Here is a 26,406-nt window from a genome sequence, read left to right on the forward strand (position 1 = left end):
GGAGGCGCTGGGGGAACTGGTACCACATCAGGTAATATTACAGGTGGTACTATGTCCGGTAATGGCGGCGGAGGCGGAGGCGCTGGCGGATTTGTTGGTATTAAATCAGGCAATGGAAAAGTAGGTACTATATCAGGTAAATTGTTACTTAAATGAGTAGCTTCAAATGTAGCTTCTTTCTTCCTAGAGGCATTTGATTTACTCTTGGGTAACTCTTGTCTCCTGCAAATACCTCTCCCGTAACCATTGATAAAAATATCAATGATATAGTAGCTACTTGCTTGATACGTGATTTAAATGATTTGCGATTAGAAAAATTAGTATAATTATTAGTAGTATTGCTTTGTGCAAATACTACTACTTCATTGCGGATATTATAAATGTATGAAATGGTCATAACGCTTAACCTCATGTAATGATTTATGATTTTTATACATTAGTAAGTACTGTACCGACCAAAGTTTAGTACTTACTAATATGAATTATATTTATGTTATCTTAAGCATTTGTCTATATTTTTTAGTTTATATGGTAATTTCTCTTATGTCAAATATTTTTCATAAATATGAAGTAATAATTATTTTTTAATACTTATGACTTATGTTATTATTTTTGTTTATTTATGAAGTAATAAATATTATTGATAAAACACCACTTTTGTTTTATCATGTATTATTAAATAATTTCGGTATCACTATGATTATCATTGTCGGCAGTAATAAAGGAGGTACTGGAAAAACTACTACTTCTACTAATCTAGCTATTGCACTAACTTACCAACAAAAAGAAGTGTGTTTAGTGGATGCAGATTTTCAAAGATCTGCTGCAAGATGGCATCAAGATCGTCAAGAAACAAAACTCTCACCTTATATAACTTTAGTAGAAAAGTATGATAATATCTCTAGTACTCTTGAAGAATTAGATAAAAAATTTCACTATGTTATAGTGGACGTGGCAGGTAGAAACAGTAGAGAGATGATTACTGGTATGAGTGTTGCTAATGTACTAATATCACCACATCAAGCTAGTCAACTAGATCTTGATACAATAGTAGAATTACAAGAACAAATTACTAGGGTACTAGATATTAATCCAAAATTAAAAACCTATATATTGCATACTATGGCTAGTACTAATCCTACAGTTAAAACAAATGAAAGACAGGAATTCCAAGATTATCTTGCTGAATTTCCGAAATTAAAACTTCTAAATACTTGTTGTTATTATAGAAAAATTTATAGAGATGTAATGCCGATTGGAAAATCAGTAATAGAGTCTACTAATACATTAGCAAAACAAGAAATTCTTGATTTAATAAACGAGGTTTTTTAAAAATGGTTTTAAAAAAGCGTAGTATAGTAGATACTAAAAAAGCTATAGAAAATTTAGCTAATGAATTAGCAGACAAACCTTATGGTACAAAACAAGAAAAAGATTATATTGTAAGAACTACTATTTCTTTACCTGCGTCTGTTTTATTTAAATTAGAGGATATCGCTAGAAATAATAAGAGAGCAAAAAGTAAATTAAAATCAGTCAGTGCGATTTTACGAGATTGTATTAAAAATACTTTAAATATATAAAGGATCAATTTTATATGCACACAATAATTGTTCCATTACAATTAAAAGCAGCACGCAATGTATTAAATCTTGGTGTACGCGATATAACGAAAGTGCTAAAAGTAAGCAAGGCTACTATTAATAAAGCAGAATTAGGAAATACTAGAGATTTTTTTCATAAATATGGTGCTGCACTTACTAATTTTTTTTCACTAAATAATATAATTTTTCCTAATACATTTAGTATAACATACTATAATTCAAAAAGAGAGATAGAAAATAGTAAATTAAATAATAGTATAACTAGATTTCAATTTAAAGCTGCACGACACATATTAAGCTTAACTCAACAAGATTTAGCAGCAATTATCAAGGTTAATAGAAGTATTATAAGTAAAGCAGAACAATTAGCCAATACAGAATATATAAAATTGTATGATTGTATGATCAAAAAATATTAGATCGTATTAAAGAATACTTACGAAAAAATGGCAATGAGAAAATTGAGTGCATTTTGGGGAATAAGTGCCTAAAGTGATATTTTCTTGAGTTTTGGCGGACGGACTATGTAGTTTAATAAGACATTAACGACATCATAGAAGAAAAAAGGAACAATAGAATAATAAAGAAAATCCAAGATGATATTAGTAAGTACTAAACTTTGGTCGGTACAGTACTTACTAATGTATAAAAATCAAAACCTACACCATGAGGCTAAGCACTATGAACATAACACATATTCCACATAAAATCAAGTCCCCGTTATCTTTTGGACATACAAATCCCTTAATAAATCAACAAATCAAGCAAAATTTCAACAACTTAGCATATTTTATATCTAAATTACGCTCTTTTGTGCAATTACTGCCGTTTTTTTATTCTTTCATGCGCATTAGGGATTCTTCGAAATTTCAAACATCAGGAGGGTATTAACATGAGCCTTTCTGACATCAATACCAAATTACATCAAATAGAAAGTGATATCTGCATATTAAATAAAATGATGCATGATTTACGAGTGAGCATTGAGCATAGTCATAAAAGTTTTAAGACTTATCTAAGTCTTGTAGCTACACAGCAAATACAGCTAGAGAAAACACTTGGGATTATTGTAGATAATTACAAGAGAAAAAATGCTTTGAATAAAGAACAAGGATTAGATGATTGTTTTAATAACTTTAACCACCAATTAATTAGGATTTCAAATAATGAACTTATTTAATACTCAAACACCTATAGAACCAACTAATCCCCAAGTTTTGGATTATATCAAACAACAACAATATAATCAAGAGTTAACACTTTCTGATGATAGAAGTTATATCCTTTTAACTACTTGTTTATTTGAAGCTATTCTAAATGAATACTCTAGTCAGTTATTACCAAGAGACATAATATTTTTGCTTCAGATCTTTAACTTGTATAGTGCAGCTTTAAATAAGAAGCAAAAGACTATAATTTATTCTTCAGAAAAACTCGCTAAGCTTGTTGGTTATAAGGCTAAAGACAAAAGCAATATGCGTAGTATTGTCTTAAAGCTAGTTAAAAAGATTGAACAGTTAGGTTTGTTAAATGTTACTAGACATAAAGACAAAAAAGGTTCAGATAAAGTCAATGAGATAGTACCAATACTGCCTGACCGTCTATATGACAAAATCAAATATGAATCATCTAATTTTAATGTAGATAGCTCAAGACTTGCGGGTGAATCTAATATTCAGCATATTTTGCGTACTAAGTTATTTACTCCTATAGATCTTGAATTTAGCAAAAGCTTATTTGATGATGCTACTATAACCGCTACACACAAAATCTTCTTTTTAAACTGTATTATCACTGCTTATAAAAATTATCAAACTACAGGTGCATTATCTTTTTCCGCTACTGCAAAAGAATTAATAAATAAAAATAATATAAGTAAGCGTACGCTTGCTAGAATACTTGACTACATTAAAAACCAATATCCTAATTACTTCATAAAAGTAGGACATAATTATGCTAAATCAGATGATATAGATTCTAACCGCTATGATAAATCAACTTTTATCATATCTATTAATCCTATTGTTATTCCTAAATCTTTCCTTAATAACAACAATGTAGAAGTAAAAGAAGAAATAGATAAAACAAAGACAGTAGAAGAAAAAGTAGAATATATAGGTATTGATAATGCATCTTTAGTTGTAGATAATGACACTGAAAAACCTGATACTTATAAGGGTTTTCAGGCGGGACTGCCAAAAAAGCAGCCTGGTAGTGCCAAAAAAGCAGCCCATAATAATAAAGATATAATAATAAAAGAAAGTAATAAAAATATAGATGCACAAAATGAAGAACTGGATAAACTAGACGAGAATTATCAGATAAGACCAAAAACATTTCTGCAGACTTCAAATTCAGAGCATTTGGAAAGTGAGCTTTGCTCACTTTCATCTAAATCTTTAAAAAATTCTATTAAGGATTTTATGGATGCTTTACCTCTTACATCTAACTCAATAATCGAAGATGTTACTAAAACCAGCAATGATAATATCCCAAAGAAAAATAAAATAAACATTGGAAATAATTTTAATACTGTCACTCCAAAGAAACCATCATCTTCCCCTAAAGTAAGCAATGACAGGACACATAAAGACTTCAGACATTTCTACCCCTTATCAGAAAAAGACGTAAGTATACTGAACTCTAGAGCTGGTAGAGAATTCAGCACAAACTTCGTGAATCAATTACTACTGAAGCTTTATATCAAATATCCAGAGAAAAGATTTAAGAACAAATTTACATTCTTAAGCTACATGGTACAAATACTCAAGAATGAGAAGCATCAAGGACCGCTTGTAAATCACACAACATTTAGGTTCAGTTGTAACATAAATGCCAAGGAGAAAGAAATGCTAGAATATGAGAAATACTTAAGTGAAATAGAGAATTCTTTTGATATTAGTAAAGAGATGCAGGTAAGAAAGAAGATAGCAGGAAGATATAGCACAAATGTGGCATATAAAATACTGACCCAAGTAGAATTTAAGATAAATCATGATAATAGTTTCATAACTGCATTAATTCCAAGCAACTTAGATTTAAGCGAGCGACAAATAGAGACATTAGGAGCACAATTAGAAGCAGTATATGGTATAAATGGGTATTATATGCAGGAGGTAGAGGATGTAGGATATGATGCACAGGATAAAGGAAAAAGAAATGGCACAGAGGCAATAGAAGGATCTACTGAAGATACAAAGGTTGGAATACAAACATTTTCTAAAATACCAACAGGAGTACCACTAAATGCTATTTCATCAACTTCGGCATGGCACGCCATCAGAAAAAGTTTAATAGAAGAGCTAGGCGAAGCTATAGATACGGCGTGGTTTTCTAAAGCAGTAGCCGTTGAGTGCAACGATACAAAAACACTAACGCTAACAATGCCAACAAAATTTATGGCTGATTGGATTAGGAATAACTACTCGCAAATGATACGTAGATTGGCGGGTAATGTAGGTGTTAAGAGAGTAGAGTATGGATATGATATTAGCAGTAAATGGTAATATCATAAAAAATTAAAGTAATATAAAAAAATAGAATGATAATATGAGTGAAGAGCTACTACAGAGAGATTTGATCAGAAACCCGCAAAAGATAGGGACTTGGAATTTTTATAATATAGGTGCGACAACAATCAACGCATTAAAAAAGGCAGGAATTATTAGAAGTATTGATTATGAAGAGGTATCAAGAAAGAAAGTTGATGGCATAATCACCAAACAAAAAGAAGTAATAGCAATAGTTGAATACAAATCACCTAAAGCATTCAATACACAGACTAAAAAAAACAAAGCTATTTTACAAGAAATAGAGGTTGCCAAAAAGTTAAACACAAAACTAATAATAGTTACGGATACATATGAAACAATATGGATTAATGTTGCCACTAGTAATCACGTTAAAGATCAAAATGGGAATGATTTAAAGTATAATTTCGAACCAAACGATAAAAATATACAAAAAATAATTACACAAATTATACAATCTATAAATAGTACTAATGACAAGATATTACCGCAAGAATTAATTGATCCTACAGGATTAGCCAAACAAATCTGGCAAGATGTTTGGAGTGTTAGCGGAGCAACGCCAGAAAATTGTTTATATACATTTGTTGAGCTTTTCATATTTAAATACTTAAGTGATTTAGGAATTTTAGAGAGGGATTATAGTTTTGATGAATTACTTAAGAAAGGAAAAAAGTTAGACTATTACGCAAGGTTTATTAGACCAGAAATAAAAAGACTGTTTCCTGAAAACAATATTGATAAAACAACTATTATAAACGGCACAATATTTGTGAGTAAGGACCAAAAGGCTGTATCTGGGTATGATACAGTGTTTAAGAAAGTTTTAGAAAAATTTAGAGATTTTGGAAAATTGGATCATATAGACCTCGATTTCAAAAGCAAGTTATTTGAAAGCTTTTTGAAAGAAAGTATAAGCAAGAAGAATTGGGGGCAGTTTTTTACTCCGATAAGCGTTGTCAGAGCTATAAATGATATGGCAAGAAGTGATTTGAAAGAAGGGATGAAAATTTGTGATCCTGCCTGCGGTGTAGGTAAATTTCCTCTTGAGTATGTCAAGCACAACCTACAGGAACTATTTGAAATCAAAAACGGCAAAGTTAAATCAAAAGTCAAAATAATAGGTTTTGACAAAGGTTTTGATAACGATGAGAAAAAACTATAATTCTCGCAAAGGCAAATATGCTTATTTATTTTTGCGAACTCGTAAAAGATAATCCTGAATATACAGAAGAATTTGCGAATTTATTTAACGAGACATTCCTATTGAAGACAAATTCAATATTAGGAACTTTATCGGAACCTATAGAGAACGAATATGATTTGATTCTGACTAATCCACCTGTAATAGTTGAGATTATATCTTACATTTAGTAAAATAAATTAATTATTAAATGGAGATGAAAAATGAACTTAAATCAAAAAATAATAAAGCCAAAAATAGGGTTACTAGAACTAGCTAAGAGTCTTGGTAGCATATCATCAGCATGTAAAGCGATGGGCTATAGTAGAGATAGTTATTACAGATTTAAAGCACTGTATGAAACTGGTGGCGAAGAGGCATTATATGAAATTAGTCGAAGAAAGCCAATAATAGCGAATAGAGTTGATCCAGCGATAGAGAAAGCAGTAATGGATATGGCAATAGAATATCCAGCATATGGTCAGCTAAGAGTATCAAATGAGCTTAAGAAGAGCGGTATACTTGTATCGCCTGGAGGAGTGCGATCAATTTGGTTACGTAATGATTTAAACAATATCAGTAAAAGGCTTAAAGCATTAGAAGCAAAGATGGCTCAGGATGGTATTGTTCTTACTGAATCTCAATTACAAGTGCTAGAGGAGCGTCGTAATGAAAGAGAAGCTCATGGAGAAACCGAGACGCAGCATCCAGGTTATCTAGGATGTCAGGATACGTATTATGTAGGTAATTTCAAAGGTATAGGTAAGGTTTATTCTCAGGTATTTATTGATAGCTATACTAGGGTAGCTGATGCTAAACTATATACTGATAAAACAGCTTTAACTGCTGCTGATATGCTTAATGACCGCGTGTTACCATGGTACGAGACCCAAGGGATACCAATACTTCGTATTCTTACAGATCGTGGGTCAGAATATAAGGGGAATATAGAGCATCATGCTTTTGAGTTGTTTCTAAGTATCGAAGGTATAGAGCATACTACAACTAAGGCATATTCTCCCCAAACAAATGGTATGTGTGAGCGTTTTAATAAAACCATGAAACAAGAATTCTTTGATACAGCTATGCGGAAAAAGATTTATACAGATCTTGATGATTTACAATTAGATCTTGATATTTGGTTAGAGCATTTCAATAATGAGCGACCACATTCAGGAAAATATTGTTATGGAAAAACTCCTATGCAAACTTTTAAGGATAGTAGAAAATTAGCTGTTGAAAAGAATAATGAAATCTTGTATCTTGAATACGTCTCTGACAGTCAAAATGTAACTGACAATCAGGTGCAAAATTTATAGTGTCTGTAAGATCAAATCTTGACTTCTACAGAGCCTCTAGTCCAGAATACAGGCCCCTTGTGGTATGAGCTGGTCATAGAATGAGTGATCCGGAATCTTTTTGGGAAGCATGCCTGGTAACAGCCATTCACAATGGCGCCCCACTTTTGTCTTGGCACTTGCGATACATCCACTCCCCAACGTGCTACCTTGGCCGATTTCAACATCCCATCCAAGTTGGACTCCCGACATTAACGTAGTGCAAACACCGAGACGACTCCCATCCTCGACGATGACTTGTCGATCCAACCAACTTCCCATTCCTATGATACAATGTTGTGCTATATTGCATCCAGGCCCGATGTATACATTACCCAGTAGCTGGATATTAACGTTGACGATGGCTCTGGACGAAACAATATTAAATAGTCGGTAACCGGCCAAACGAATCTTTGCAATCAACTTGTGGCGAGCATAGTTGATGGCTCGCTCGTCCAAGGCCACGAAGACCTCGTTTTCCACTACGGTATAGTTCTCAAACAGAGGGTCTGTATCGAAGTTGTATTGATCAGAGGAGTTAAGTTCGAGCTGCAGGCAGTTTAACCCATTGTCACGAGCCGTTTCACATGCTTGCTCGAGCATTCGCCCCTTGCCGACGATTATGAATCTCTTCATTCTACCTCTCCCACTATCTGTGCTCGATACCACAGATGCTGTCGTACCAATTGCATCTCGTAATCGCCATGGGTAAAATGCCTAGAGTGAGTACTGAGTCCCTCCTGCAATCGTTCAAGAACCACTGTGTCCTCGGCAATGACCGTACGCTCCCTCTTGATCAATATATTCAATAGAGCGGTGAAATCAGTGTGCTCGTTCTTGCGACGTGCCGTCATCATCCACAGGTGGTAGTCGGTTTCACCTGGAGAAACTGGATCATATTGCTGCAATAAAAAATGCTCTCCATTCACACTACAGAAGTTGACGTTCGGATAGATATACCAGCTGTAGTAGACGTGTTCATCCCCATAGACGTGGCAGAGATTGGCAAACCAGCTCCTGTTTAGGTGTTGTAAAGGCGTCTGTGCAGAATAGCTGAGCGAACTGAGGTTAGGCACTTTGCCAAGCTGCAGCAAGCCAACCAACTCTGACGGTGTTTCCAGATCATGCTTAACCATTTTGACAGGTGGAGTCATTATTGGCTGGAGAGTCTTGGGATGAATGAAGGGCACGTGGTTGGAGTCTTGCACATTCTCCATATTCAGCTTCCAGTTGTAACGGACCCGATGACAGCTATAAATTAATCGGGAGTCTAAATGTGAGGAAACTTCTCTCAGGACTTCCAGATAATCATTGGTGAAATGCTCACATAGTGGAACCGGCTTTACTGCTAGGTTCACAAACAGCAATTGCCCAACTTCTGCAAGATGCAGCTTATGCAGACAGATACTACTCCGCTCCTCGTCCGTGAAACGGTAGAGGCTGGAATTTGGTATAGCTCGTAGTTCACCTTCAGGACCGAAGGACCAGGCGTGGTATGGACAAACTAGAGGACGCTGCCCCGTATATTCCGTCTGGATCGCTGACAGTCGGTGCGGACACTGATTAACGAAGGCTCGCACGCCATTGTCGGTGTGCTGTACCAAAATTGGAATACCGGCCACCTTACGGGTGAAGAACTGGTTACGCTGGCGTACCATTGAGCTGAAGCCAACAAATATCCATAACTTGCTAAAAATCCTGTCACTTTCTAGAGAGAATGTATGTGGACTTATGTAGTGCTCCGCATCCAGTGCATGACGTATCATATGTAAATCCCTCTTTGGCCTTACGGCACATTTAATGAATTATTGTAAATCACCATGGCAAGGCTAGCAACTATGACGTTCCCACCAGGCACGTCATCAAACATCACAATCTGCATATCAATTCTTCGTCAATTGACCTGCCAACTAGACTAATCTGATGACACCACCAGTTTGCTATTTCTATCCCTTAACTGATGGTCAGGCCGCCATCCATCACCAGTGTGGTTCCGGTTATCCAGTTACTAGCATCCGAGAGCATAAAGATTGCGGCATTAGCGACATCCTCTGGCTTACCAAATCCCAACGGATACTTACTATCATCGCACTTCTTGGAGCCAATAACCATGGAAATGCCCTCTAGCATCGATGTTTTTACCAGTGCCGGAGACAGACAATTGACCCGAACCCTTCGTTTCACAACTTCCATTGCCAGACAACGGGATATTGCGATCAGAGCAGCCTTGGTGCCTGAATAAGCACCGACCCCTGCTACACCAACGTGTGCAGCAATGGAAGAGATAAACAGAATTGATCCACCAACACCAATCAGGTTTTTCTTCAGTAATGCTTGAGTCAGCATTACTGGAGCCTCTACATTGATCGCTTGAATTTCGCAAAGATGGGCAGTACTCATCATCCGCACTGGGCACAGTCGTGAAATACCAGCACTATGCACGAGGCCATCAATCTCCGTGCCAAGCGTAGCCACCAGTTCAGCACGTTGTTCAGCCACAGTCAGATCTGCTTGAACAGAAAGATGTGGCAGGTTTGAAATCAAGTATAGTGTGTCCAAGCTACGAGACAGTCGCTCCTGATTACGACCAGTGACTATAATCTCTGCCCCCATTCGAGCACAATTCTGGGCTATTGCCTCACCTAACCCTGAAGTGGCACCGGTGACCAATATACGCTTTCCAGACAGATTGAAGGGATTGAAACAGGTCTCATCTTTCATTTGGGATCACTCCATGTTTGTTATTTTCAGGATTCAATCAGGCTAGGGAATTTTGCCCCTTCGATATTCACTAAGCAGGTTCCCCACGACAAGCCAATACCGAAGCCAGAGAGCAGTACACGTTTACGGCTAACCTCAAGCTCCTTGTTGATGCAGACGGTCATAGTCAATGGCAACGAAGCACCACTAGTATTGCCGAATTCACGTAAAGTGGACGGCACCTTTTCTGTCGGCAGTTCAAGTTTCTTTCGGATGGTTTCGTTGATCATTCGATTAGCTTGGTGAAAGACGAAGTAATCTACGTCTTTCTTAATGACACCAGCGTAGGAGAGCAATTTTTCTACCGCCTTAGGCACGCACTGGATCGAGAAACTAAGCACCGCCGATCCATCCAACTGCAGGTCTATGGCACGCTGCCAGTGGGCGTTCTCATCCTGGCGGAACGGAACCAGATGCTGGATATTAACCGGCTCACGGTGTCCACCCACCGGTAGAATGATCGTCTTGTAGCCGCTACCATCGCTGTTTAGGTCAAAGTACATCGGCGGAGCCCCGTCGCAAAACTCCAGTGCTGTTGCGGTACCCGCATCAGAGAAGATCGGATCGTTCAGATTCGCACCACGATCGCCTACTAGTAACAGCCCTTTTTTCACGCCGCCGGCGGCGATCATCGAACCCAACAGATTGATGCCGAATGGATAAGCGGAGCAACCGAGATTAACATCAAATGCTACTGTATCTAGAGAAAGCCCCAGCCGATCCTGTAATATAATCGCAGTAGCCGGAGCCAGGTAATCTGGAGACTGGGTCACCACGATCAGTGCATCAATCTCCTTGCGCTTCCAGGCTAGGTTCTCTAGTAGGATCTCAGCAGCATCAAAGGCCAGGTCAGAAAAGCATTGCCAATCTGGTGCTATGCGGCGCATCTCGATACCGATATTACGCACTAAACGCTCACGCTCAGAGCGCAGTTGTGGCTTGCAATCCATCAAGTTGGAAACACTGTTCCTAGGAACACAGGTTGACATTCCGGCGAAACGTACATTATTAAGAGTAGAAGTCGGCATAGTCAGTGTCTGAGCATCTGATAAAGATCGCCTACGGATTTGGCCTTCCATAGATCATCATGTACAGATTCTAATTTGTGAGCTAAAAAAATTTTTTTTTCGTTTTTGTTATCCATAAATTACTTCGTACTTTAATTAGATTAAACAAACTTTTTTATATTATAAGGCATTCCTTTATTATACAAAAAATGTTTTTAAGTCATAATCAATTTTATCTAATTAATGGTTAATTTAGAGCTAGATGTGATATTTTTGAAAACTCAATACAGTCAGAACTTCTACAATTAATAAATAAATTTGCATTTTAGTATTAAGTTTTATACAATTAGCTCTGTGTTCATATTAGAACAGAATTATAATAACTTAATAATTTCAATATAGAAGTAAGAGAGATAATGACTTTAGTTAAGATTTTAAGATAGCAAATAATTAAGAGAATTAGTGGATTTGTTTAGATATGTTTTCAAATAATCAATGGCTATAAGTAAATTCAATTCTCAAAAGTTGTATTGTACCACCGATTAAAATACTCAAACTCTACACACTATGAATCGGTTCGTATTCTTACACAATCTACTATAAGCCATTTTATTAGCAAAAGACAAACTATTAGTAGGTATTTAATGAGTAAGGAGACCTTTCTTGCGAATTTCCTGTCTGTGACAGACTTCCAGAATCCTGTAGAAGTAACCATGGATACGTTGCTTAAGGATTTGCCGGAGTGGGATTCGCTTGCTGCCCTTGGTGTTATCATCATGTTCGACACAGAATATGGCCAAACTATTACCGGTGATGATCTCTCTAAGGCAAAATCTGTAGGCGATCTTTATCAGATGCTCAGACACTGACTATGCCGACTTCTACTCTTAATAATGTACGTTTCGCCGGAATATCAACCTGTATCCCCAAAGAATATGCTGATTTGTCGAAAGTTTTCCAGATAATTTGTTAAGCTATTAGCTTAGAGTTAGTTAAAGTATAATTCATACCTTGTACTTTTGAAATAACATTGAACTCTCGAACAATTAACCCATATGATCATAAACCTAATGAGTAATCCTTACCTCAACTTGATCTATACTGTTTGGCATTATGGTGCACCATGGAGGTTCGCAATTATTGGTTATTACTTAGCACTTATAGTAGCTCAAATATTTTTGAGCTTAAGTCCATATGCATTTGGTCGAGTTGTCGATGAATTGCAGCATTTTAAGCCTGGACAACTGACTCAAATAATATTTTGGTTGCTTGCCGGAGTTGGTCTAATGTTATTATTTTGGTTATTTCATGGTCCTGCAAGAGTTGTTGAAAGGAATGTCGCTCTAAAAATTCAACAAGCGTTTAGACTAAATATTTATAAACAATTAATGCATTTACCACTAAAATGGCATCAAGATCATCATTCTGGTAACATTATTACACGCATTAATCGTTCATCAGCAGCTATATACCGCTTCGCAGATAATCAATTCAGCTATATTCATACAATAGTTAAATTTGTAACCGCAATGGGGTTTTTACTTTGGATTTCACCACCCTTAGGTTTTATCAGTTTTTTTTCTTCTTTATTTGTAATGATAGTGGTGATTTTATTCGATAATAAATTAGTACCACTCTTTAATGCTGAAAATGAAGTTGAGAATCACATTGGTTCTGTATTCTTTGACTACATTAGTAACATAACAACGATACTAACGTTACGTTTAGGTAAATTAACACATAATAATTTATTTGAGCACATGATGTCTATTTGGCCATTTTTCCGAAAAAGAGTAGTTTTAAATGAGATTAAGTGGTTCTCAATGATGATTTTGTTCACTATTGTTCAAACCATAATTTTGGTTAGTTATGTAGTTCATACTTTAAATAAAACGGAAACAATTATGCTAGGCATCGTAGTCATGATTTTTCGTTACCAATGTGATATTAATGATGTATTCCAAGCTTTAAGTACTCATTATGGAGAAATTGTACGTATGAATACAGATATCAAAAGCATACAACCTATTCTAGATGATATTAAAAAATTAACACTTTTACCTAAAAGTTCAGCAACTGTTAAACAATGGCATGTCATTGAGGTAAAAAATCTAACTTTTCACCATGCTTCAGAAGCTGTTAGGTATGTCCAAATTTTTAATCGAATTGAGTTTAAGATAAGGCGTGGCGAAAAAATTGCTTTGATTGGATTAAATGGCGGAGGTAAAAGTACATTGATGAATCTATTGTCCGGACTTTATACCCCTTCACATGTGGATCTTAAAATTGATGAAGTTCATTTCAATTCATTAGAACCCCTTCAAACAATTACTACTCTGATACCTCAAGATCCAGAAATATTTGAAAATACAATAGCATTCAACATTACAATGGATCTTCCAACAGAATTAGATAAAATTCATCATGTTGTAAAACTCTCTGGTTTTTCAAATGTTCTTGACACCTTACCAAATGGTCTTAAAACAGATATTCGTGAAAAAGGGCTAAATCTTTCAGTTGGTCAAAAGCAAAGATTGGCTCTGGCACGTGGGCTATTTGCTGCACGTTTTAGCTCGCTTATTCTAATGGATGAGCCTACTTCTAGTGTAGACTTACCTACAGAACAAGAAATTCTATTACAAATTATAAATGATTTTCCAGAATCAGCTATGATTATTTCATTGCATCGGCTACACCTTTTGCCCAACTTTGATAGTGTTATTATGCTAAATAATGGAAAAGTTATAGCTAGTGGATCTGTTTCCATGTTACTTAATAAGTCCGGTCCAGTACGTGATCTATGGCAAGCATATAAACAAGACTATAGTAAAACTAAGAAAGACTTGAAAATACTATAACCCCGATTATGGATAAAGTGATCTGTCAACACTTTTCCGGACAGTTGTTTAAGCACATTTTTGTATTTCTTCGTATTTTACTGGTGATAAATAATCGTTTTAGCAGAATGCATTCTTATACGATTATAAAATACCTCTATATATTCGAATATGGCATGTTTTGCTTCCTCCCTAGTTTTAAATTTATGTTGATACACTAATTCTGTTTTTATAGTATGAAAGAAACTTTCAGCAACGGCATTATCCCAACAATTAACTTTACGACTCATACTCTGTTTAAGACCATGTTATTTTATAATTTTTAAATGACTATCAGAAAATATTGGCTACCTCTAATCAGTAGCCAAATAAGCCCTTTCGGTGGTTTACGTTGCCATATTGCCATTAATAAAGCATTATTAACCAAATCAGCCTTCATATTATTATTCATAGACCATCCTATAATTTTTCTAGAAAATAGATCAATAACAGTGGCTAAATATAGCCAACCTTCACTAGTTGGCACATAGGTTATATCTCCAACCCAATAACAATTAGCAGCAGAAACTGTAAACTTCCTATTTAATAAATTAGGAGCAGTTTGCTTGTTATGATTAGAGTCAGTAGTGGCTTTAAACTTACTCTTGGTTTTACATATCAAGCTAGCTTCTTTCATTAGTCTTGCAATGCGTCTCCTACTAGCAATTATATCTTGCCTAGATAGTTCCTTTTTAATAGGTCTAGTTCCATAATTACCTCTACCTTCTTTAAAGATAATTTCAATTCTGTTTGTTAATTCATTATCTTCTTGAACCCTATTACATCCAGGATTATTGAACCATTCATAGTAACCACTACGTGATACTTTCATAAATTTACACATAACAGCAATGGAAAAATTACCTTCATTCTCCTTTATCCATGCATACCTTATCGGGATTCTTTCGCAAAGTACGCAGCAGCCTTTTTTAATAGATCGCGTTCCTGTGTTACTTTGTCTAGTTCTTTTTTCAATCTCTTTAATTCATCATATTGATGTTCATCATTTCTCATTACTTCCTTGGGTTTTGAATATTTATTAACCCAATTATATAGACTAGATTTTGTAATCCCCAGTTCCCTAGCTGTTTGAGCTAAAGGTTGCTGAGACTCAATAGCTAATCTAATTGCTGATTCCTTAAATTCAGCTGGATATATCTTTGGCTTTATATCTGTCATTTCTATCCTTCCTGTTAATATCGTCTATTATTAACTGTCCGGAAAACTATAGCCACATCACTTTTTTCTACTTTTGAGAATTTTGCTATGCTAATAACAGCATAATGTCCAAAATATAAGTTTCAACAATTTTGGTATAGCATAACTTATAGATGCGACAAAACCCTTTATTAACCTATTTCTACACCTTATTAGATTCCTCGGAGGATATAAACGTCAGCAATAATTACTTGAATTTTTCTATTCTAAAACTATATCTAATATGTTACTATTCTATAGATTCTATAAATTAACCTTATATGTTATATAGTCAAATTGAAGTAAAAGAAGATAATTATGTTATACAACAATATTAAATTATATTTAATAACTTGCATTACTGTCATTTTATTTGTCAATCCAGCAATTGCGGCTGAGGATAAAAAAACATCAAATAATAATCATTATACTATTTATTTACGTCATCCATTAGATTTTATTAATCGTCCTTTCTCTGCCTTTGATTATTACTGGAATAGTATATTTGATGATAGATTATCTATCTATGACTCAAGTGCTATAAAAAGTAAATTCATTACTCAAGACAAACAATATATCCTAGTCCTAGAAGTACCAGGCTATGATAAAAGTCACATTAAACTTAAAGTAAATAATCATAAGCTTTTTATTGAAGGTAACATTGACGATACTAAAGCAAATAGTGCTACTGATCATTTAAATAAAAAATTTAATTATGTTATGTCTCTATATGATGATATTGATCAAAAGTCTATTTCTTCTAAGCTAAAAAATGGCATCTTGACCATTACTTTGCCTAGAATTGAACTCAAAAACCAAAATGCTCAAGAAATACCTGTTGAATAAAGAGCATAACGAATAATTAAAACTTTTTTGATTATTAATTTGTTATTATTTAATTTTATTTAACTTAAATAGGAGGTTTTTATGGCTTTTAATTTACCACGTATTAGAAATAAATCAGAACTACAAAATAACTCTAATAAAAGAAGCTATATTGATGATGTCTTTAATAACTTCTTTAATGAAATGGCTTCTTTTTCTTATCCTTCCTCTTACAATGAAAGAATGTTATCACCGAGAACTGATATTATGGAAAATGACTCTGCGTATAATCTAGAAATGGAATTACCAGGCATTACACAAGATAATATTGATCTAAAAATAGACAGTAACATCCTAACTATTGAAGGTAAAAAAGAACAATCTACTGAAAAGAAAGATCATAATTATCATATGCAAGAACGATATTATGGTTCTTTCTACCGTTCTATTAGTTTACCATCTAATATTGATGAAGAACATATAGAAGCACAATTTAAAGATGGTATCTTATCTATCAAAATACCTAAAAAAGAACAAAGTAAAGCTAAAAAAATTACAATAACTTAAAGAATCTATATTAATAATGTAAATAGTAGAATCCATCCTCTGGGTTCTACTTTAATACAAGACTCATTGTACCTTCCTTTACCCGGAAGATTAGAATATGACAGGAGTTTCGCACTTTGTAAAATTAGATGGAAATATGTACAACTCTTGCCACTATTAGTAATAAACTTGTATTAAATTTTATTACTTTTGAGTGTATTAGTATATACATATTGTAACTTATTTTGTACAAGTGCGAAACTCCTGTATGAATATCACTCAACAACATCTATGAATGCATATACAAATATTAGTAACTAATTATGGCAGTTTCAAAGTTCCTAGATCCTAAAAATGATATCGCCTTCAAGAAAATCTTTGGTTCTGAAAAAAACAAAGATATTCTTATTCATTTTATTAATGACATCATGGGATTTAAAGATGCAGAACAAATACAGGATGTTACTTTCTTAAGTCCTGTCCAAGACCCTGATATTGCTTATAAAAAACAATCTCTCGTCGATGTCCTTTGTAAAGCTCAAAATGGTACGCAAATCATCGTAGAAATGCAAGTCTCCCCTTCTAAAGGCTTTGAGAAAAGAGCTCAATATTATGCCGCCAAAGCTTATTCACGACAATTATCCCAAGGACAAAAACAAGACGGTCTCTATGCTAACCTTAAGGAAGTCATCTTTATTGCTATTAGTGATTATATTATCTTCCCTGATAAAGCTGATTATATCTCTCATCATGTTATCCTAGATAAAATTACTTTTGAACACGATTTAAAGGATTTCTCTTTTAGCTTTATTGAACTACCTAAATTTAATATAGATAAAATTGAAGACCTAAAAACTATTACCGAAAAATGGTGCTATTTTTTTAAATATGCTGCTAACACAAGTGAAGCTGACCTGCAGAAAATTATAGGTAGCGATCTTGTAGTAGGGCGTGCTTATGAAGCATTAAATCAGTTTAACTGGAATGAAGCAGAACTCCTTGCTTATGAGCAGGAAATTAAACGCATCATGGATAACAAAGCTGTCGAAGATTTCATGATTGAATCCGCTGAAGCTAGAGGCGAAGCTAGAGGTATGCAGATCGGAAAAGCTGAAGGCAAATATAATAAATCAATAGAAGTGGCAAAAAATATGCTTGCAGCTGACTCTGATCCTGATTTTATTTCTCAAGTTACCGGGTTATCTACTATCGAGATCAACAAACTCAAAAATGAATAGGTCACTTATGCAAACTGCTAGATCTGTAGAAGTCAAGATTTGATCTTACAGACACTATAAATTTTGCACCTGATTGTCAGTTAAATTTTGACTGTCAGAGACGTATTCAAGATACAAGATTTCATTATTCTTTTCAACAGCTAATTTTCTACTATCCTTAAAAGTTTGCATAGGAGTTTTTCCATAACAATATTTTCCTGAATGTGGTCGCTCATTATTGAAATGCTCTAACCAAATATCAAGATCTAATTGTAAATCATCAAGATCTGTATAAATCTTTTTCCGCATAGCTGTATAAAAGAATTCTTGTTTCATGGTTTTATTAAAACGCTCACACATACCATTTGTTTGGGGAGAATATGTCTTAGTTGTAGTATGCTCTATACCTTCGATACTTAGAAACAACTCAAAAGCATGATGCTCTATATTCCCCTTATATTCTGACCCACGATCTGTAAGAATACGAAGTATTGGTATCCCTTGGGTCTCGTACCATGGTAACACGCGGTCATTAAGCATATCAGCAGCAGTTAAAGCTGTTTTATCAGTATATAGTTTAGCATCAGCTACCCTAGTATAGCTATCAATAAATACCTGAGAATAAACCTTACCTATACCTTTGAAATTACCTACATAATACGTATCCTGACATCCTAGATAACCTGGATGCTGCGTCTCGGTTTCTCCATGAGCTTCTCTTTCATTACGACGCTCCTCTAGCACTTGTAATTGAGATTCAGTAAGAACAATACCATCCTGAGCCATCTTTGCTTCTAATGCTTTAAGCCTTTTACTGATATTGTTTAAATCATTACGTAACCAAATTGATCGCACTCCTCCAGGCGATACAAGTATACCGCTCTTCTTAAGCTCATTTGATACTCTTAGCTGACCATATGCTGGATATTCTATTGCCATATCCATTACTGCTTTCTCTATCGCTGGATCAACTCTATTCGCTATTATTGGCTTTCTTCGACTAATTTCATATAATGCCTCTTCGCCACCAGTTTCATACAGTGCTTTAAATCTGTAATAACTATCTCTACTATAGCCCATCGCTTTACATGCTGATGATATGCTACCAAGACTCTTAGCTAGTTCTAGTAACCCTATTTTTGGCTTTATTATTTTTTGATTTAAGTTCATTTTTCATCTCCATTTAATAATTAATTTATTTTACTAAATGTAAGATATAATCTCAACTATTACAAAAAGTTTGTGGCAAAAAATGGTCGCATTGATTACATAACAACTAACTTAGAAAATCCAACACGTGAACAAATAGAGAAAATTGTTAAGGCACGGTGGTCTATAGAGGTTTATCATCGAGAATTAAAACAAACTTGTGGTATTGAATGCTGTCAGGCACGCACGGGTCGAGCTCAGAGAAATCATATTTGCCTTGCCGTATTTGCTTGGCTCGATATGAACAAAAGGAGGATAAATGAAAAAATTACTTTATATCAACAAACTTGGGAAGTTATAAAAACATCAATTCAGAACAACATTAGATGCCTTTTAGCTGATTCGCAATTTTGCTAAGTGCGAAACTCCTGAAAACAATTAACCATCCTCTTTAAGTAATGTTGATATATCTGTATCATTATTTATTAATTAATCTATCGCTTGATTCATTGCTTCATTTTATTTTTGGCGCATTATAATTTCTCCTTTTGTTATATTATATTTTTATATAACCTTTGAGAAATTCCCACACTTATTTGTACAGAGCCTTTAAATATTCAAGCGAAGTAAGGAAGTTAATTTACACGACTAACCCTATTGAAGGATTCCATCGTCAGGTCAGAAAATATACTAAAACCAAAGGCTCATTTACCAGTGAAAATGCCTTGTTTAAGTTAGTATTTTGTGCTATAAAACAAATAACAGCTAAATGGAACATGCCAGTATCAAATTGGGCACTGACAATTTCCCAGCTAGATATTTACTTTCCCAATAGGCTGAATTTTGGGAGAGGTTTCTAGTTTGACACAGTTCTATGAACGTTCTCAATAAGGTTGTTGATTTTAGAGATGGAGAGTCCTGTAACCTTAGAGATAAAAGAAATATCAGAACCGGCAGAAAGCATATTTTTAGCTACTTCCATAGTTTTTTCATGTTTTCCCTCATTTCTGCCAATCTGCATGCCTTTAGCTTCTCCAATCTGCATACCTTTTTCTATTCCCTGTTGTTCCCAGTGGTGAGCAAGACTAGTCATAAGTTTTTCTCCAAGTTCAGTGTTTAAGCGGTTTTTGAGCATTTTTTTCAAGTTCTATTTTATCAGATTTTTCTATTTTAATCAATGTATAGGTTAATATAAGCTCTAGGTAATCAATACCGATATTAAGTTTGGCAAATTCTGGTAATAGATCAGCTACCTCATGCCATCTTTTTAGTAAGTCTCTTTCATGAATATGCTTCATGAAGAATTGCAGTATTCCAGCCCAAGCTTTCTTTTTTAAATCCTCATCAGGAATATCATGAACATTAATCAGCTGATGGTCCTTAGTCCAAATATCTTGCATTAGTTCTTTATTCTGGCACAAGTCCCAAAGATTCTTTGGAGCATTATATTTCTTTTTACCGTTGTAAAATATTAGCGGATATACAAAAGGCAGGTGTTTAGATCTAGGATGAAGAGTTAAATGCCTTGATGCAATATCAGTCATATATTTAAATAACCTAAAAGCCATGAAATGATCAGGAGTACTTTGATGCTCTAAAAGAATCCATAAATATCCTGTATCATTCATGAACTTAGCTGAGAATAGGATATCGGATATAGAATGTTCAAGATCTGCTTCCACAAAGCTTTCTTTTTCCATCTTAAGGGTATGAGAGGCAAACATAGCCTTAATCTCTTTTGGTAGATGCATCTCAAAGAACTCTTTGGCAACGATTGGGTTCTCTAGAGCCTTACGAATAAGTGCGTCATGCCTTGGTCTGTCATTAGAATTACCATTACTGCCCGATTCTGTTTGTTCTCTATTGTTATCTTTTTCTGTAGTAACAGATATACTTGATGCTTTTGAGTCTATAGAGGTATTATTGTTTTCGTCCATTGTGACAACAATTTTTGTTTATGATATTTTGACGCTATTTTTTATTTACAAAGTGCTGAAGAGAATTGATGACTTCCTCTATCATGATGACATCTATATAAGGTTCTTCTACCTTGAATTACCCACTTACTATTATCAAAAGAAAGTACAAATATATCTTTTATTGCATTAACCGAGTCATATAATAAATCTGACTGTTCTATAGTTACTGTTGCAGTATTCGGAGATTCAACACTAGACAATGTTTGTGATATATTTAGGTTACTGGTTTCAATTTGAAAATCTTTACCCATAGCGTTAATAGCCACTTTAAAAGGGGTGTTTGTTTGTGTATCATCTTCATTTCTATTACATGAGGATAATAGAAATATTATTGTGCATAGTAGTAATCGTGTATACATAAAATTTAACCTCAACGTGTAATATAAAAACTAATAGAGAATTAAGTATTAGTATCTTTTTTAACAAACTTAGGTTTGTGAGCTATGACAGGCACTTCTTTTTTAGTAACAAGAGTTGCTGGTGAACCATCAAGATTAAATCTCTGTGCTCCTTCTACTAGCTTTTCTTTATACTTAAAACTACCACAATATCTATGAAAAAATCTACCTAATTGAATATTAGGGAGTGCTCCATTTAATATTTTCTTTAGTTCAAGATCTATACCTATAGCAAGAGGCTTTGGTTCTTCAGAGAAACACTCAGGATAATCAGCTTGCAACTTAGTTAAGATGCTAAAATATTCCTTTTTACGTCTCTTAATCTTGTCTTTTAAGATTTCTTCGGGAGTTGCTACTACCTTCTTACTGCTTGCTTCTTTTTTATTACTTGCTGTAGTTTCTTGTTTCTTACTCTTCTTTGCATCCCTGCTTTTGGTTTTAGTAGTACCTGTAACCTCATCTTTTTGTGAAGTATTAGCAGACGTACTACCTACATCTTTGACGCTTTCTTTAGGTTTTTCAAAGACTACAATTTTCTTAAGAGCAGGACTTAGAACTAAGGAATTCGCATTAGTAGCTAGTGTTAATGGTTTTGCACCAAAGTTAAGCTTTAGCTTAGGTCTTTCTGTGTTTGTAATTGTGTTCATATGTGACTCTTGTTAGTTAATATAGCTTCTAGCTATTTTCTTTGAGGATATTTTAAGACCAATTATCGATATGACTAAGGTAGTAATAAAGAATAAGCGTAATATAGATATTGGTTCATTGAAGATAAATATGTCTAATATTGTAGTACCAGTAGCACCGATACCAGTCCACACAGCATATGCTGTACCTATAGGGATTTTATTTAGAGTTTTTGAAAGACACATAAAGCTTAATGCTCCAAAGAAAATAAAAAGGAGCGTTGGTTTTAGTTTTGTTAAACCATCAGAATATTTTAATGTAATAGCAAACGCTATCTCAAAAAGTCCTGCTAAGATTAAAAGAAGCCAATACATAAGAAAATCAAAATGGTTGCTTTGTTTGATTCTTAACTATTTTTACAACTTACACAAACTTTCTGACACCCTTAGCTCCTCTAATATTAGATCCAAAATAAATTTATATAAGAATTCTTGAGGCTTCAGTTTTATTGCTCTTTGTAATTGAGTGATAGCTTGATCAACATTACCTAACATCAAATGAGTACTAGCTATACGTGCATAGTAATTATCATTATTATTGTCCATTGATATTGCTGCATTGTATGATATTAATGCTTCTTCTAATCTGTCTAACGAAAATAAAAGATCACCTCTTAAACCATATATAGTAGCATCTACTAAACCTAATTCTAAAGCTTTGTCAAATGAATATAGAGCCTCATCTTCTCTACCTATCTCATCTAATAAATATCCTTGATAACAGTAAATGTAAGGATTATCTGGTAGCATTTCTATTAATCGTTGACATATGATTAGTCCTATGCCTTTGGTCTTACTATTTATCTGATTTTGTAGTAGGTACCTGACGTCGCACGTTATACCGTCAATTATTCTTAAATTAAAATGCTTATTCATATCTATACACTTTTAAGTATTGTTAAATATTATGGCAGTAAATCATAGTACAGCACATTTCATTAAGATCTTTACAGTGAGGGTAATCTTTAATATTTAATATAATAAAACATTCCAAAATTCAGTATCAATATCTTAATGGATAAGCTATATCATCTCTGCATCCCATGAGATTTTGGTGTAGTGCCATTCATGCCAATTACATTTGACTTCATAGCCGCACTACTAGTCTAGCACTGTTTTGTGCTTTACCCGACAAAGTAGCTCTGATTCTATCGGCTACACAATGTCCAACATAGCTACCTACCTTCTTTGACTGATCTATAGCCTGTTGCTTTACATAATTCTCTACTCCTCCTTGCTTTAAACTCTCTAAAACAACATTAAAACCAAATTTTCCACCTGCTTTTAAGACATCTTTAATTTTCTCCACTGTGGAGCTGGAACTGTCCTTACTATTTACTGCTTCAAACCCCTTGCAGCCTATGTTCTGCATGATTTCAGTAAGCTCCTTTAAAACCTTCCCGCCGTCTGCTTCTTCTAAATATGCCTGGTGGTGCAACTCAATATGCTGCTTTGCCGTTTTCTTGATATATGACTCAAACTCTTTGTATTTGGGATCAGTGAGACATTTCTTAGTTAAGAGTAATATTTTCTCTCTTTCTTGATCCCGGCATTCAAGTGCTGGCTCTATATGCTCTTCTAGTATCTTTTTGTACTTTGCAATCTGTGCTTCATGGTACTTGATTTCTTCTCGCTTAGAATAAGCAGGATTATTAATTATTGCCGCCTTTTCTGCTAATCCTGATTTTTCTATTTCTTCTCCTGTAACTCTTTCTATTTCTGCCGTTCTAATTAAATCTTGTGCCTTACGCTCTACTTCTAATGATAGATCTACAGCTTGTCCCCTATTTCTTGCTACCTCTCTCATCATCTCTTCATATTTGCCTCTTGTGACTGGCAGAGTATATATTTCTCCGCCATGCTCTATATAACCTACCGCTTCCTTACCGCTCCCTAAAAACTTAATTGGCTGAGGACTACTGACCTCTTTAAGCTTTGGTACTCCATTTGGCTTTGGTGTTGCCTCATAGTGAGCTGTGAAATACACTGCCTTTTCAAGTAATGGAGCATTACCGTCCTTGTTTCTTGCAACTAACGATAAATGCATAGTACCACTTGCTGGCTTCTCAAGTTTAACCGGAAAATCAATAGTTCTGTAAGAGCTGACTATTGTAGTACTCTCATCTTGCTTGCTGAGCGTAAGCGGCGTTGTTTTGTGTGTTTGCTCCTTTAGGGTACATATTTCAGATCCTGCATCATTCTTAACTATTTGTGACCTTGTATTAAGTTCGCTCTCTCCGCTCCAATCCATTCGCTTAAAGCCTCCTGGATAGTTCTCAGCAGCAAAACTTGTGTGAATGTTTCTGTAGCCGACTAACTCTATTTGCTCCATTGCGGCTTTAACTTTCTCGCTTTCTAATGCGTCATTAACAAACTTACGTTGCTCATTGTTGAGATGCATCAAAAACTTCGTAAATCTCTCATCATCTGATGTATATTCATCTAGTTCAGGATTTCTTACCGCTAAAAATAACCGCAGTTGTTCTCGCTGCTTCTGCATTATCTCTTTGCGGATAGCTGAGGTAATTGGATCTACTCCTTCAGAATTTAAATTGATTACTACTTACATTAGCACCAAATGATATGCTGTCCTGTGCTAACGTATCTTGTCTAGTTTTTGCTCCTTGCACTCTCTGATCATATTTGCTTTTAAAACTTTCAAATTGCTCAGCTATACTTATTTCTTTTTGCGTAGCTTGTGTTCTTGTTCTATATCTGTTATCACCATTTTTAATCCTTTAATTAATTTTTCTTGTATTTCTTTTGTTCTATATTCCTTCTTGCTTAACTTTAGTTTTCCTGTTTTTTCATAGTCATCTAATACTTGCTTAAACTCTTGCGGATATTCTTTTACTAATTCTTTCAATTGTTCCTCATCTATACTAGCCCTGCCTCTAATTCCTTTTTGAATTACGCTGGAGAGCAATACTTCCATACCAAATGCTTTTAATGATTCCTGTCTTGCAAACATTAACTCCTTAAAGCTTTGCTCTATATTCTTTAAGTCAAACGAGTCTCTGTCCTTAGCAGATACTGCCCCGCTGCGTGTCGCCCATTCCTTAACTGCATCTAGGCTATAATATTTACTTAACTCCTTAAAACTATCCTCTATCACACTACTTAAATCTTTTCTTGAGCCTTCTATTAACTTGCAGCCAAATTCTCTGTTATTCCGCCTCATCTCACTTGGAAACTCCCGAAAATGATTAGTAGGACCAAAACCTGGTAAATGTTTCATCCGAGAATGCGGATATATCTGCTTGCTTAACTTCTCTAAACTACCTGCAAAATCTATTCGTGCTAATTTAGGTGACATATCAGGTTTGCTGCTATCTCTGATCACTCCAATATTTCCTACATGAACATCAAAATCACCTATTAGCAAACTTCCAGGCATGATATCTTCAAAACCTTCGTATTTTAACTCCTTAAATGCATTGTCTAATGTTGAATGTAGTTTGTTACGGCTGCCAATAAATAACGGTCTTGCCCCATCCTTTCTAAACCACTTGCTAGGTCTTGTCTTAACTGACATATGCTTGTCCATATCTACATACATATCATCCGCATAATTCTTTAAAAACTTTGATTCTACATATATTCCCTTATCTAAAGCCTTTGTTGTGCCGCCTAAACTTAGTTGCTCCTTAATTTCTTTTGGAGCCCTTAACACAACCTGTGCACCATTACCTCTGCTAACTTCTGCAAAGATACGAGACCCCATATATTCCGATATATTCTTTTATATCAAAACTTACGCTATGTTTGATGTAATGCCCATGAATTAAGGGATATTATGAAGTAATGCACTGTAAAAACATAGCTTTGTAGTAAGGGGTTTTAGCATATTTGCTATAACATCTTTGGCTGCCTTCTTGAACTTATTGTCTTTTTTCTCTCCAGCTATTGCTGCTCTTCTTGCAAGTATCTGACTCATGAAATCCATATTATCACTAGAAACTACAACTGCTTTTGGCTCTTTCTTTACTTTCTTTAACTTAAAATTGCCTTTTGCTATTTCTTTCATTGCAGCCAGAAAACCTGACTTTGGCTTAGTTTGAACAGCAGCATCACTTAGCAAATCAGGCTGACTTAGTGCCATAGGTGGTGCT

General features: G+C 34.7%; 30 protein-coding genes and 2 pseudogenes. 15 read left to right on the forward strand and 17 right to left on the reverse strand.

Annotation, left to right across the window (positions count from 1 at the left end; all coding sequences use genetic code 11):
• Positions 1 to 148 precede the first annotated feature (148 nt).
• The gene (locus tag RPR_RS07690) at positions 149 to 397 is read right to left on the reverse strand and encodes a hypothetical protein (protein ID WP_085065837.1); all 249 of its coding nucleotides are present in this window, start codon (positions 395 to 397) and stop codon (positions 149 to 151) included.
• Positions 398 to 696: 299 nt separating this feature from the next.
• Here RPR_RS07690 and RPR_RS07695 point away from each other — a divergent pair, with 299 nt between their 5' ends.
• From RPR_RS07695 to RPR_RS07725, 8 genes are all read left to right on the forward strand, one after another.
• On the forward strand, positions 697 to 1,332 hold the full coding sequence (locus RPR_RS07695) for a division plane positioning ATPase MipZ (protein ID WP_146603383.1): 636 nt from the start codon (positions 697 to 699) through the stop codon (positions 1,330 to 1,332).
• Between the two features lie 2 nt (positions 1,333 to 1,334).
• Entirely contained in the window at positions 1,335 to 1,583 is a 249-nt protein-coding gene (locus RPR_RS07700) for a hypothetical protein (protein WP_012737728.1), read from the forward strand.
• A 14-nt stretch (positions 1,584 to 1,597) separates the two neighbouring features.
• Positions 1,598 to 2,023 (forward strand): hypothetical protein, encoded by a 426-nt coding sequence (locus tag RPR_RS07705; protein WP_012737729.1) that lies wholly within the window; start codon positions 1,598 to 1,600, stop codon positions 2,021 to 2,023.
• 473 nt (positions 2,024 to 2,496) lie between these two features.
• Positions 2,497 to 2,784 (forward strand): hypothetical protein, encoded by a 288-nt coding sequence (locus RPR_RS07710; RefSeq protein ID WP_085065838.1) that lies wholly within the window; start codon positions 2,497 to 2,499, stop codon positions 2,782 to 2,784.
• Positions 2,771 to 5,110: a DnaA N-terminal domain-containing protein gene (locus tag RPR_RS07715; protein ID WP_012737730.1), complete on the forward strand. Its 2,340-nt coding sequence runs from the start codon at positions 2,771 to 2,773 to the stop codon at positions 5,108 to 5,110. The genes RPR_RS07710 and RPR_RS07715 overlap by 14 nt, the downstream gene beginning before the upstream one ends.
• A 43-nt stretch (positions 5,111 to 5,153) precedes the next feature.
• A complete protein-coding gene (locus tag RPR_RS07720) occupies positions 5,154 to 6,299 on the forward strand; it encodes an N-6 DNA methylase (protein ID WP_228368940.1) in 1,146 nt (381 codons plus the stop codon).
• Between the two features lie 17 nt (positions 6,300 to 6,316).
• Complete coding sequence (locus tag RPR_RS09390; RefSeq protein ID WP_228368941.1) at positions 6,317 to 6,508, forward strand: hypothetical protein; 192 nt, start codon at positions 6,317 to 6,319, stop codon at positions 6,506 to 6,508.
• Between the two features lie 33 nt (positions 6,509 to 6,541).
• The gene (locus tag RPR_RS07725; protein ID WP_012736482.1) at positions 6,542 to 7,636 is read left to right on the forward strand and encodes an IS481-like element ISRpe1 family transposase; all 1,095 of its coding nucleotides are present in this window, start codon (positions 6,542 to 6,544) and stop codon (positions 7,634 to 7,636) included.
• A 36-nt stretch (positions 7,637 to 7,672) separates the two neighbouring features.
• Here RPR_RS07725 and RPR_RS07730 read toward each other — a convergent pair whose 3' ends face one another.
• The 4 genes from RPR_RS07730 to RPR_RS07745 all read right to left on the reverse strand — a co-directional run bounded on the left by RPR_RS07730 (position 7,673) and on the right by RPR_RS07745 (position 11,442).
• Complete coding sequence (locus tag RPR_RS07730) at positions 7,673 to 8,290, reverse strand: acetyltransferase (protein ID WP_012737731.1); 618 nt, start codon at positions 8,288 to 8,290, stop codon at positions 7,673 to 7,675.
• A complete protein-coding gene (locus RPR_RS07735) occupies positions 8,287 to 9,420 on the reverse strand; it encodes an aromatic ring-hydroxylating oxygenase subunit alpha (protein ID WP_012737732.1) in 1,134 nt (377 codons plus the stop codon). Before RPR_RS07735 ends, RPR_RS07730 begins: the two co-directional genes overlap by 4 nt.
• 187 nt (positions 9,421 to 9,607) lie before the next feature.
• Positions 9,608 to 10,375 carry an SDR family NAD(P)-dependent oxidoreductase gene (locus tag RPR_RS07740; protein ID WP_012737733.1) on the reverse strand — a complete coding sequence of 256 codons (768 nt, stop codon included), beginning with the start codon at positions 10,373 to 10,375 and terminating at the stop codon, positions 9,608 to 9,610.
• A gap of 26 nt (positions 10,376 to 10,401) precedes the next feature.
• Positions 10,402 to 11,442: a ketoacyl-ACP synthase III gene (locus RPR_RS07745; protein ID WP_085065839.1), complete on the reverse strand. Its 1,041-nt coding sequence runs from the start codon at positions 11,440 to 11,442 to the stop codon at positions 10,402 to 10,404.
• 623 nt (positions 11,443 to 12,065) lie between these two features.
• On the opposite strand from RPR_RS07745, the gene RPR_RS07750 reads away from it, so the two are divergent.
• On the forward strand, positions 12,066 to 12,290 hold the full coding sequence (locus RPR_RS07750) for an acyl carrier protein (RefSeq protein WP_012737735.1): 225 nt from the start codon (positions 12,066 to 12,068) through the stop codon (positions 12,288 to 12,290).
• A gap of 201 nt (positions 12,291 to 12,491) precedes the next feature.
• Positions 12,492 to 14,279 (forward strand): ABC transporter ATP-binding protein, encoded by a 1,788-nt coding sequence (locus RPR_RS07755; RefSeq protein ID WP_085065845.1) that lies wholly within the window; start codon positions 12,492 to 12,494, stop codon positions 14,277 to 14,279.
• A gap of 77 nt (positions 14,280 to 14,356) precedes the next feature.
• On the opposite strand, the gene RPR_RS07760 is transcribed toward RPR_RS07755, so the two are convergent.
• The 3 genes from RPR_RS07760 to RPR_RS07770 are packed head-to-tail and all read right to left on the reverse strand — an operon-like array spanning position 14,357 to position 15,476.
• Positions 14,357 to 14,548 (reverse strand): IS3 family transposase, encoded by a 192-nt coding sequence (locus RPR_RS07760; RefSeq protein ID WP_085065840.1) that lies wholly within the window; start codon positions 14,546 to 14,548, stop codon positions 14,357 to 14,359.
• Positions 14,549 to 14,580: 32 nt separating this feature from the next.
• The gene (locus RPR_RS07765) at positions 14,581 to 15,282 is read right to left on the reverse strand and encodes an IS3 family transposase (protein WP_146603381.1); all 702 of its coding nucleotides are present in this window, start codon (positions 15,280 to 15,282) and stop codon (positions 14,581 to 14,583) included.
• On the reverse strand, positions 15,189 to 15,476 hold the full coding sequence (locus tag RPR_RS07770) for a transposase (RefSeq protein WP_085065842.1): 288 nt from the start codon (positions 15,474 to 15,476) through the stop codon (positions 15,189 to 15,191). Before RPR_RS07770 ends, RPR_RS07765 begins: the two co-directional genes overlap by 94 nt.
• Positions 15,477 to 15,827: 351 nt before the next feature.
• Here RPR_RS07770 and RPR_RS07775 point away from each other — a divergent pair, with 351 nt between their 5' ends.
• The 3 genes from RPR_RS07775 to RPR_RS07785 all read left to right on the forward strand — a co-directional run bounded on the left by RPR_RS07775 (position 15,828) and on the right by RPR_RS07785 (position 18,103).
• Positions 15,828 to 16,340 carry an Hsp20/alpha crystallin family protein gene (locus RPR_RS07775; RefSeq protein WP_410526309.1) on the forward strand — a complete coding sequence of 171 codons (513 nt, stop codon included), beginning with the start codon at positions 15,828 to 15,830 and terminating at the stop codon, positions 16,338 to 16,340.
• Positions 16,341 to 16,421: 81 nt separating this feature from the next.
• Positions 16,422 to 16,886 (forward strand): Hsp20/alpha crystallin family protein, encoded by a 465-nt coding sequence (locus RPR_RS07780; protein WP_012737738.1) that lies wholly within the window; start codon positions 16,422 to 16,424, stop codon positions 16,884 to 16,886.
• A 302-nt stretch (positions 16,887 to 17,188) separates the two neighbouring features.
• The gene (locus RPR_RS07785) at positions 17,189 to 18,103 is read left to right on the forward strand and encodes an Rpn family recombination-promoting nuclease/putative transposase (RefSeq protein WP_012737739.1); all 915 of its coding nucleotides are present in this window, start codon (positions 17,189 to 17,191) and stop codon (positions 18,101 to 18,103) included.
• Between the two features lie 54 nt (positions 18,104 to 18,157).
• Here RPR_RS07785 and RPR_RS07790 read toward each other — a convergent pair whose 3' ends face one another.
• Positions 18,158 to 19,252, reverse strand: a complete 1,095-nt coding sequence (locus RPR_RS07790; RefSeq protein ID WP_012736634.1) for an IS481-like element ISRpe1 family transposase — start codon at positions 19,250 to 19,252, stop codon at positions 18,158 to 18,160.
• 72 nt (positions 19,253 to 19,324) lie between these two features.
• Here RPR_RS07790 and RPR_RS07795 point away from each other — a divergent pair, with 72 nt between their 5' ends.
• Both RPR_RS07795 and RPR_RS08400 read left to right on the forward strand, forming a co-directional pair.
• Positions 19,325 to 19,648 carry a transposase gene (locus tag RPR_RS07795; RefSeq protein WP_228368939.1) on the forward strand — a complete coding sequence of 108 codons (324 nt, stop codon included), beginning with the start codon at positions 19,325 to 19,327 and terminating at the stop codon, positions 19,646 to 19,648.
• A 161-nt stretch (positions 19,649 to 19,809) separates the two neighbouring features.
• Positions 19,810 to 20,091: pseudogene (locus RPR_RS08400) on the forward strand (transposase); the annotation flags it as partial.
• On the opposite strand, the pseudogene RPR_RS07800 reads toward RPR_RS08400, so the two are convergent.
• The 8 genes and pseudogenes from RPR_RS07800 to RPR_RS07685 all read right to left on the reverse strand — a co-directional run bounded on the left by RPR_RS07800 (position 20,088) and on the right by RPR_RS07685 (position 26,396).
• A pseudogene (locus RPR_RS07800) lies at positions 20,088 to 21,168 on the reverse strand (Rpn family recombination-promoting nuclease/putative transposase). The pseudogenes RPR_RS08400 and RPR_RS07800 sit on opposite strands and share 4 nt — an antisense overlap.
• A 41-nt stretch (positions 21,169 to 21,209) precedes the next feature.
• Positions 21,210 to 21,569: a hypothetical protein gene (locus RPR_RS07805; RefSeq protein WP_012737740.1), complete on the reverse strand. Its 360-nt coding sequence runs from the start codon at positions 21,567 to 21,569 to the stop codon at positions 21,210 to 21,212.
• A gap of 41 nt (positions 21,570 to 21,610) precedes the next feature.
• Entirely contained in the window at positions 21,611 to 22,255 is a 645-nt protein-coding gene (locus RPR_RS07810) for a ProQ/FINO family protein (protein WP_085065844.1), read from the reverse strand.
• Between the two features lie 12 nt (positions 22,256 to 22,267).
• Positions 22,268 to 22,609 carry a DMT family transporter gene (locus RPR_RS07815; RefSeq protein ID WP_012737741.1) on the reverse strand — a complete coding sequence of 114 codons (342 nt, stop codon included), beginning with the start codon at positions 22,607 to 22,609 and terminating at the stop codon, positions 22,268 to 22,270.
• A gap of 42 nt (positions 22,610 to 22,651) precedes the next feature.
• Positions 22,652 to 23,044: a tetratricopeptide repeat protein gene (locus RPR_RS07820; RefSeq protein WP_187145823.1), complete on the reverse strand. Its 393-nt coding sequence runs from the start codon at positions 23,042 to 23,044 to the stop codon at positions 22,652 to 22,654.
• Between the two features lie 337 nt (positions 23,045 to 23,381).
• A complete protein-coding gene (locus RPR_RS07825; RefSeq protein WP_012737743.1) occupies positions 23,382 to 24,794 on the reverse strand; it encodes a Sca4 family spreading effector in 1,413 nt (470 codons plus the stop codon).
• A 177-nt stretch (positions 24,795 to 24,971) separates the two neighbouring features.
• Positions 24,972 to 26,018, reverse strand: a complete 1,047-nt coding sequence (locus RPR_RS07830) for a hypothetical protein (protein WP_012737744.1) — start codon at positions 26,016 to 26,018, stop codon at positions 24,972 to 24,974.
• 60 nt (positions 26,019 to 26,078) lie between these two features.
• Positions 26,079 to 26,396, reverse strand: a complete 318-nt coding sequence (locus RPR_RS07685; protein WP_146603382.1) for a hypothetical protein — start codon at positions 26,394 to 26,396, stop codon at positions 26,079 to 26,081.
• Between the last annotated feature and the right edge of the window lie 10 nt (positions 26,397 to 26,406).

Origin of the sequence: Rickettsia peacockii str. Rustic (assembly GCF_000021525.1) — a bacterium.
GTDB lineage: Bacteria > Pseudomonadota > Alphaproteobacteria > Rickettsiales > Rickettsiaceae > Rickettsia > Rickettsia rickettsii.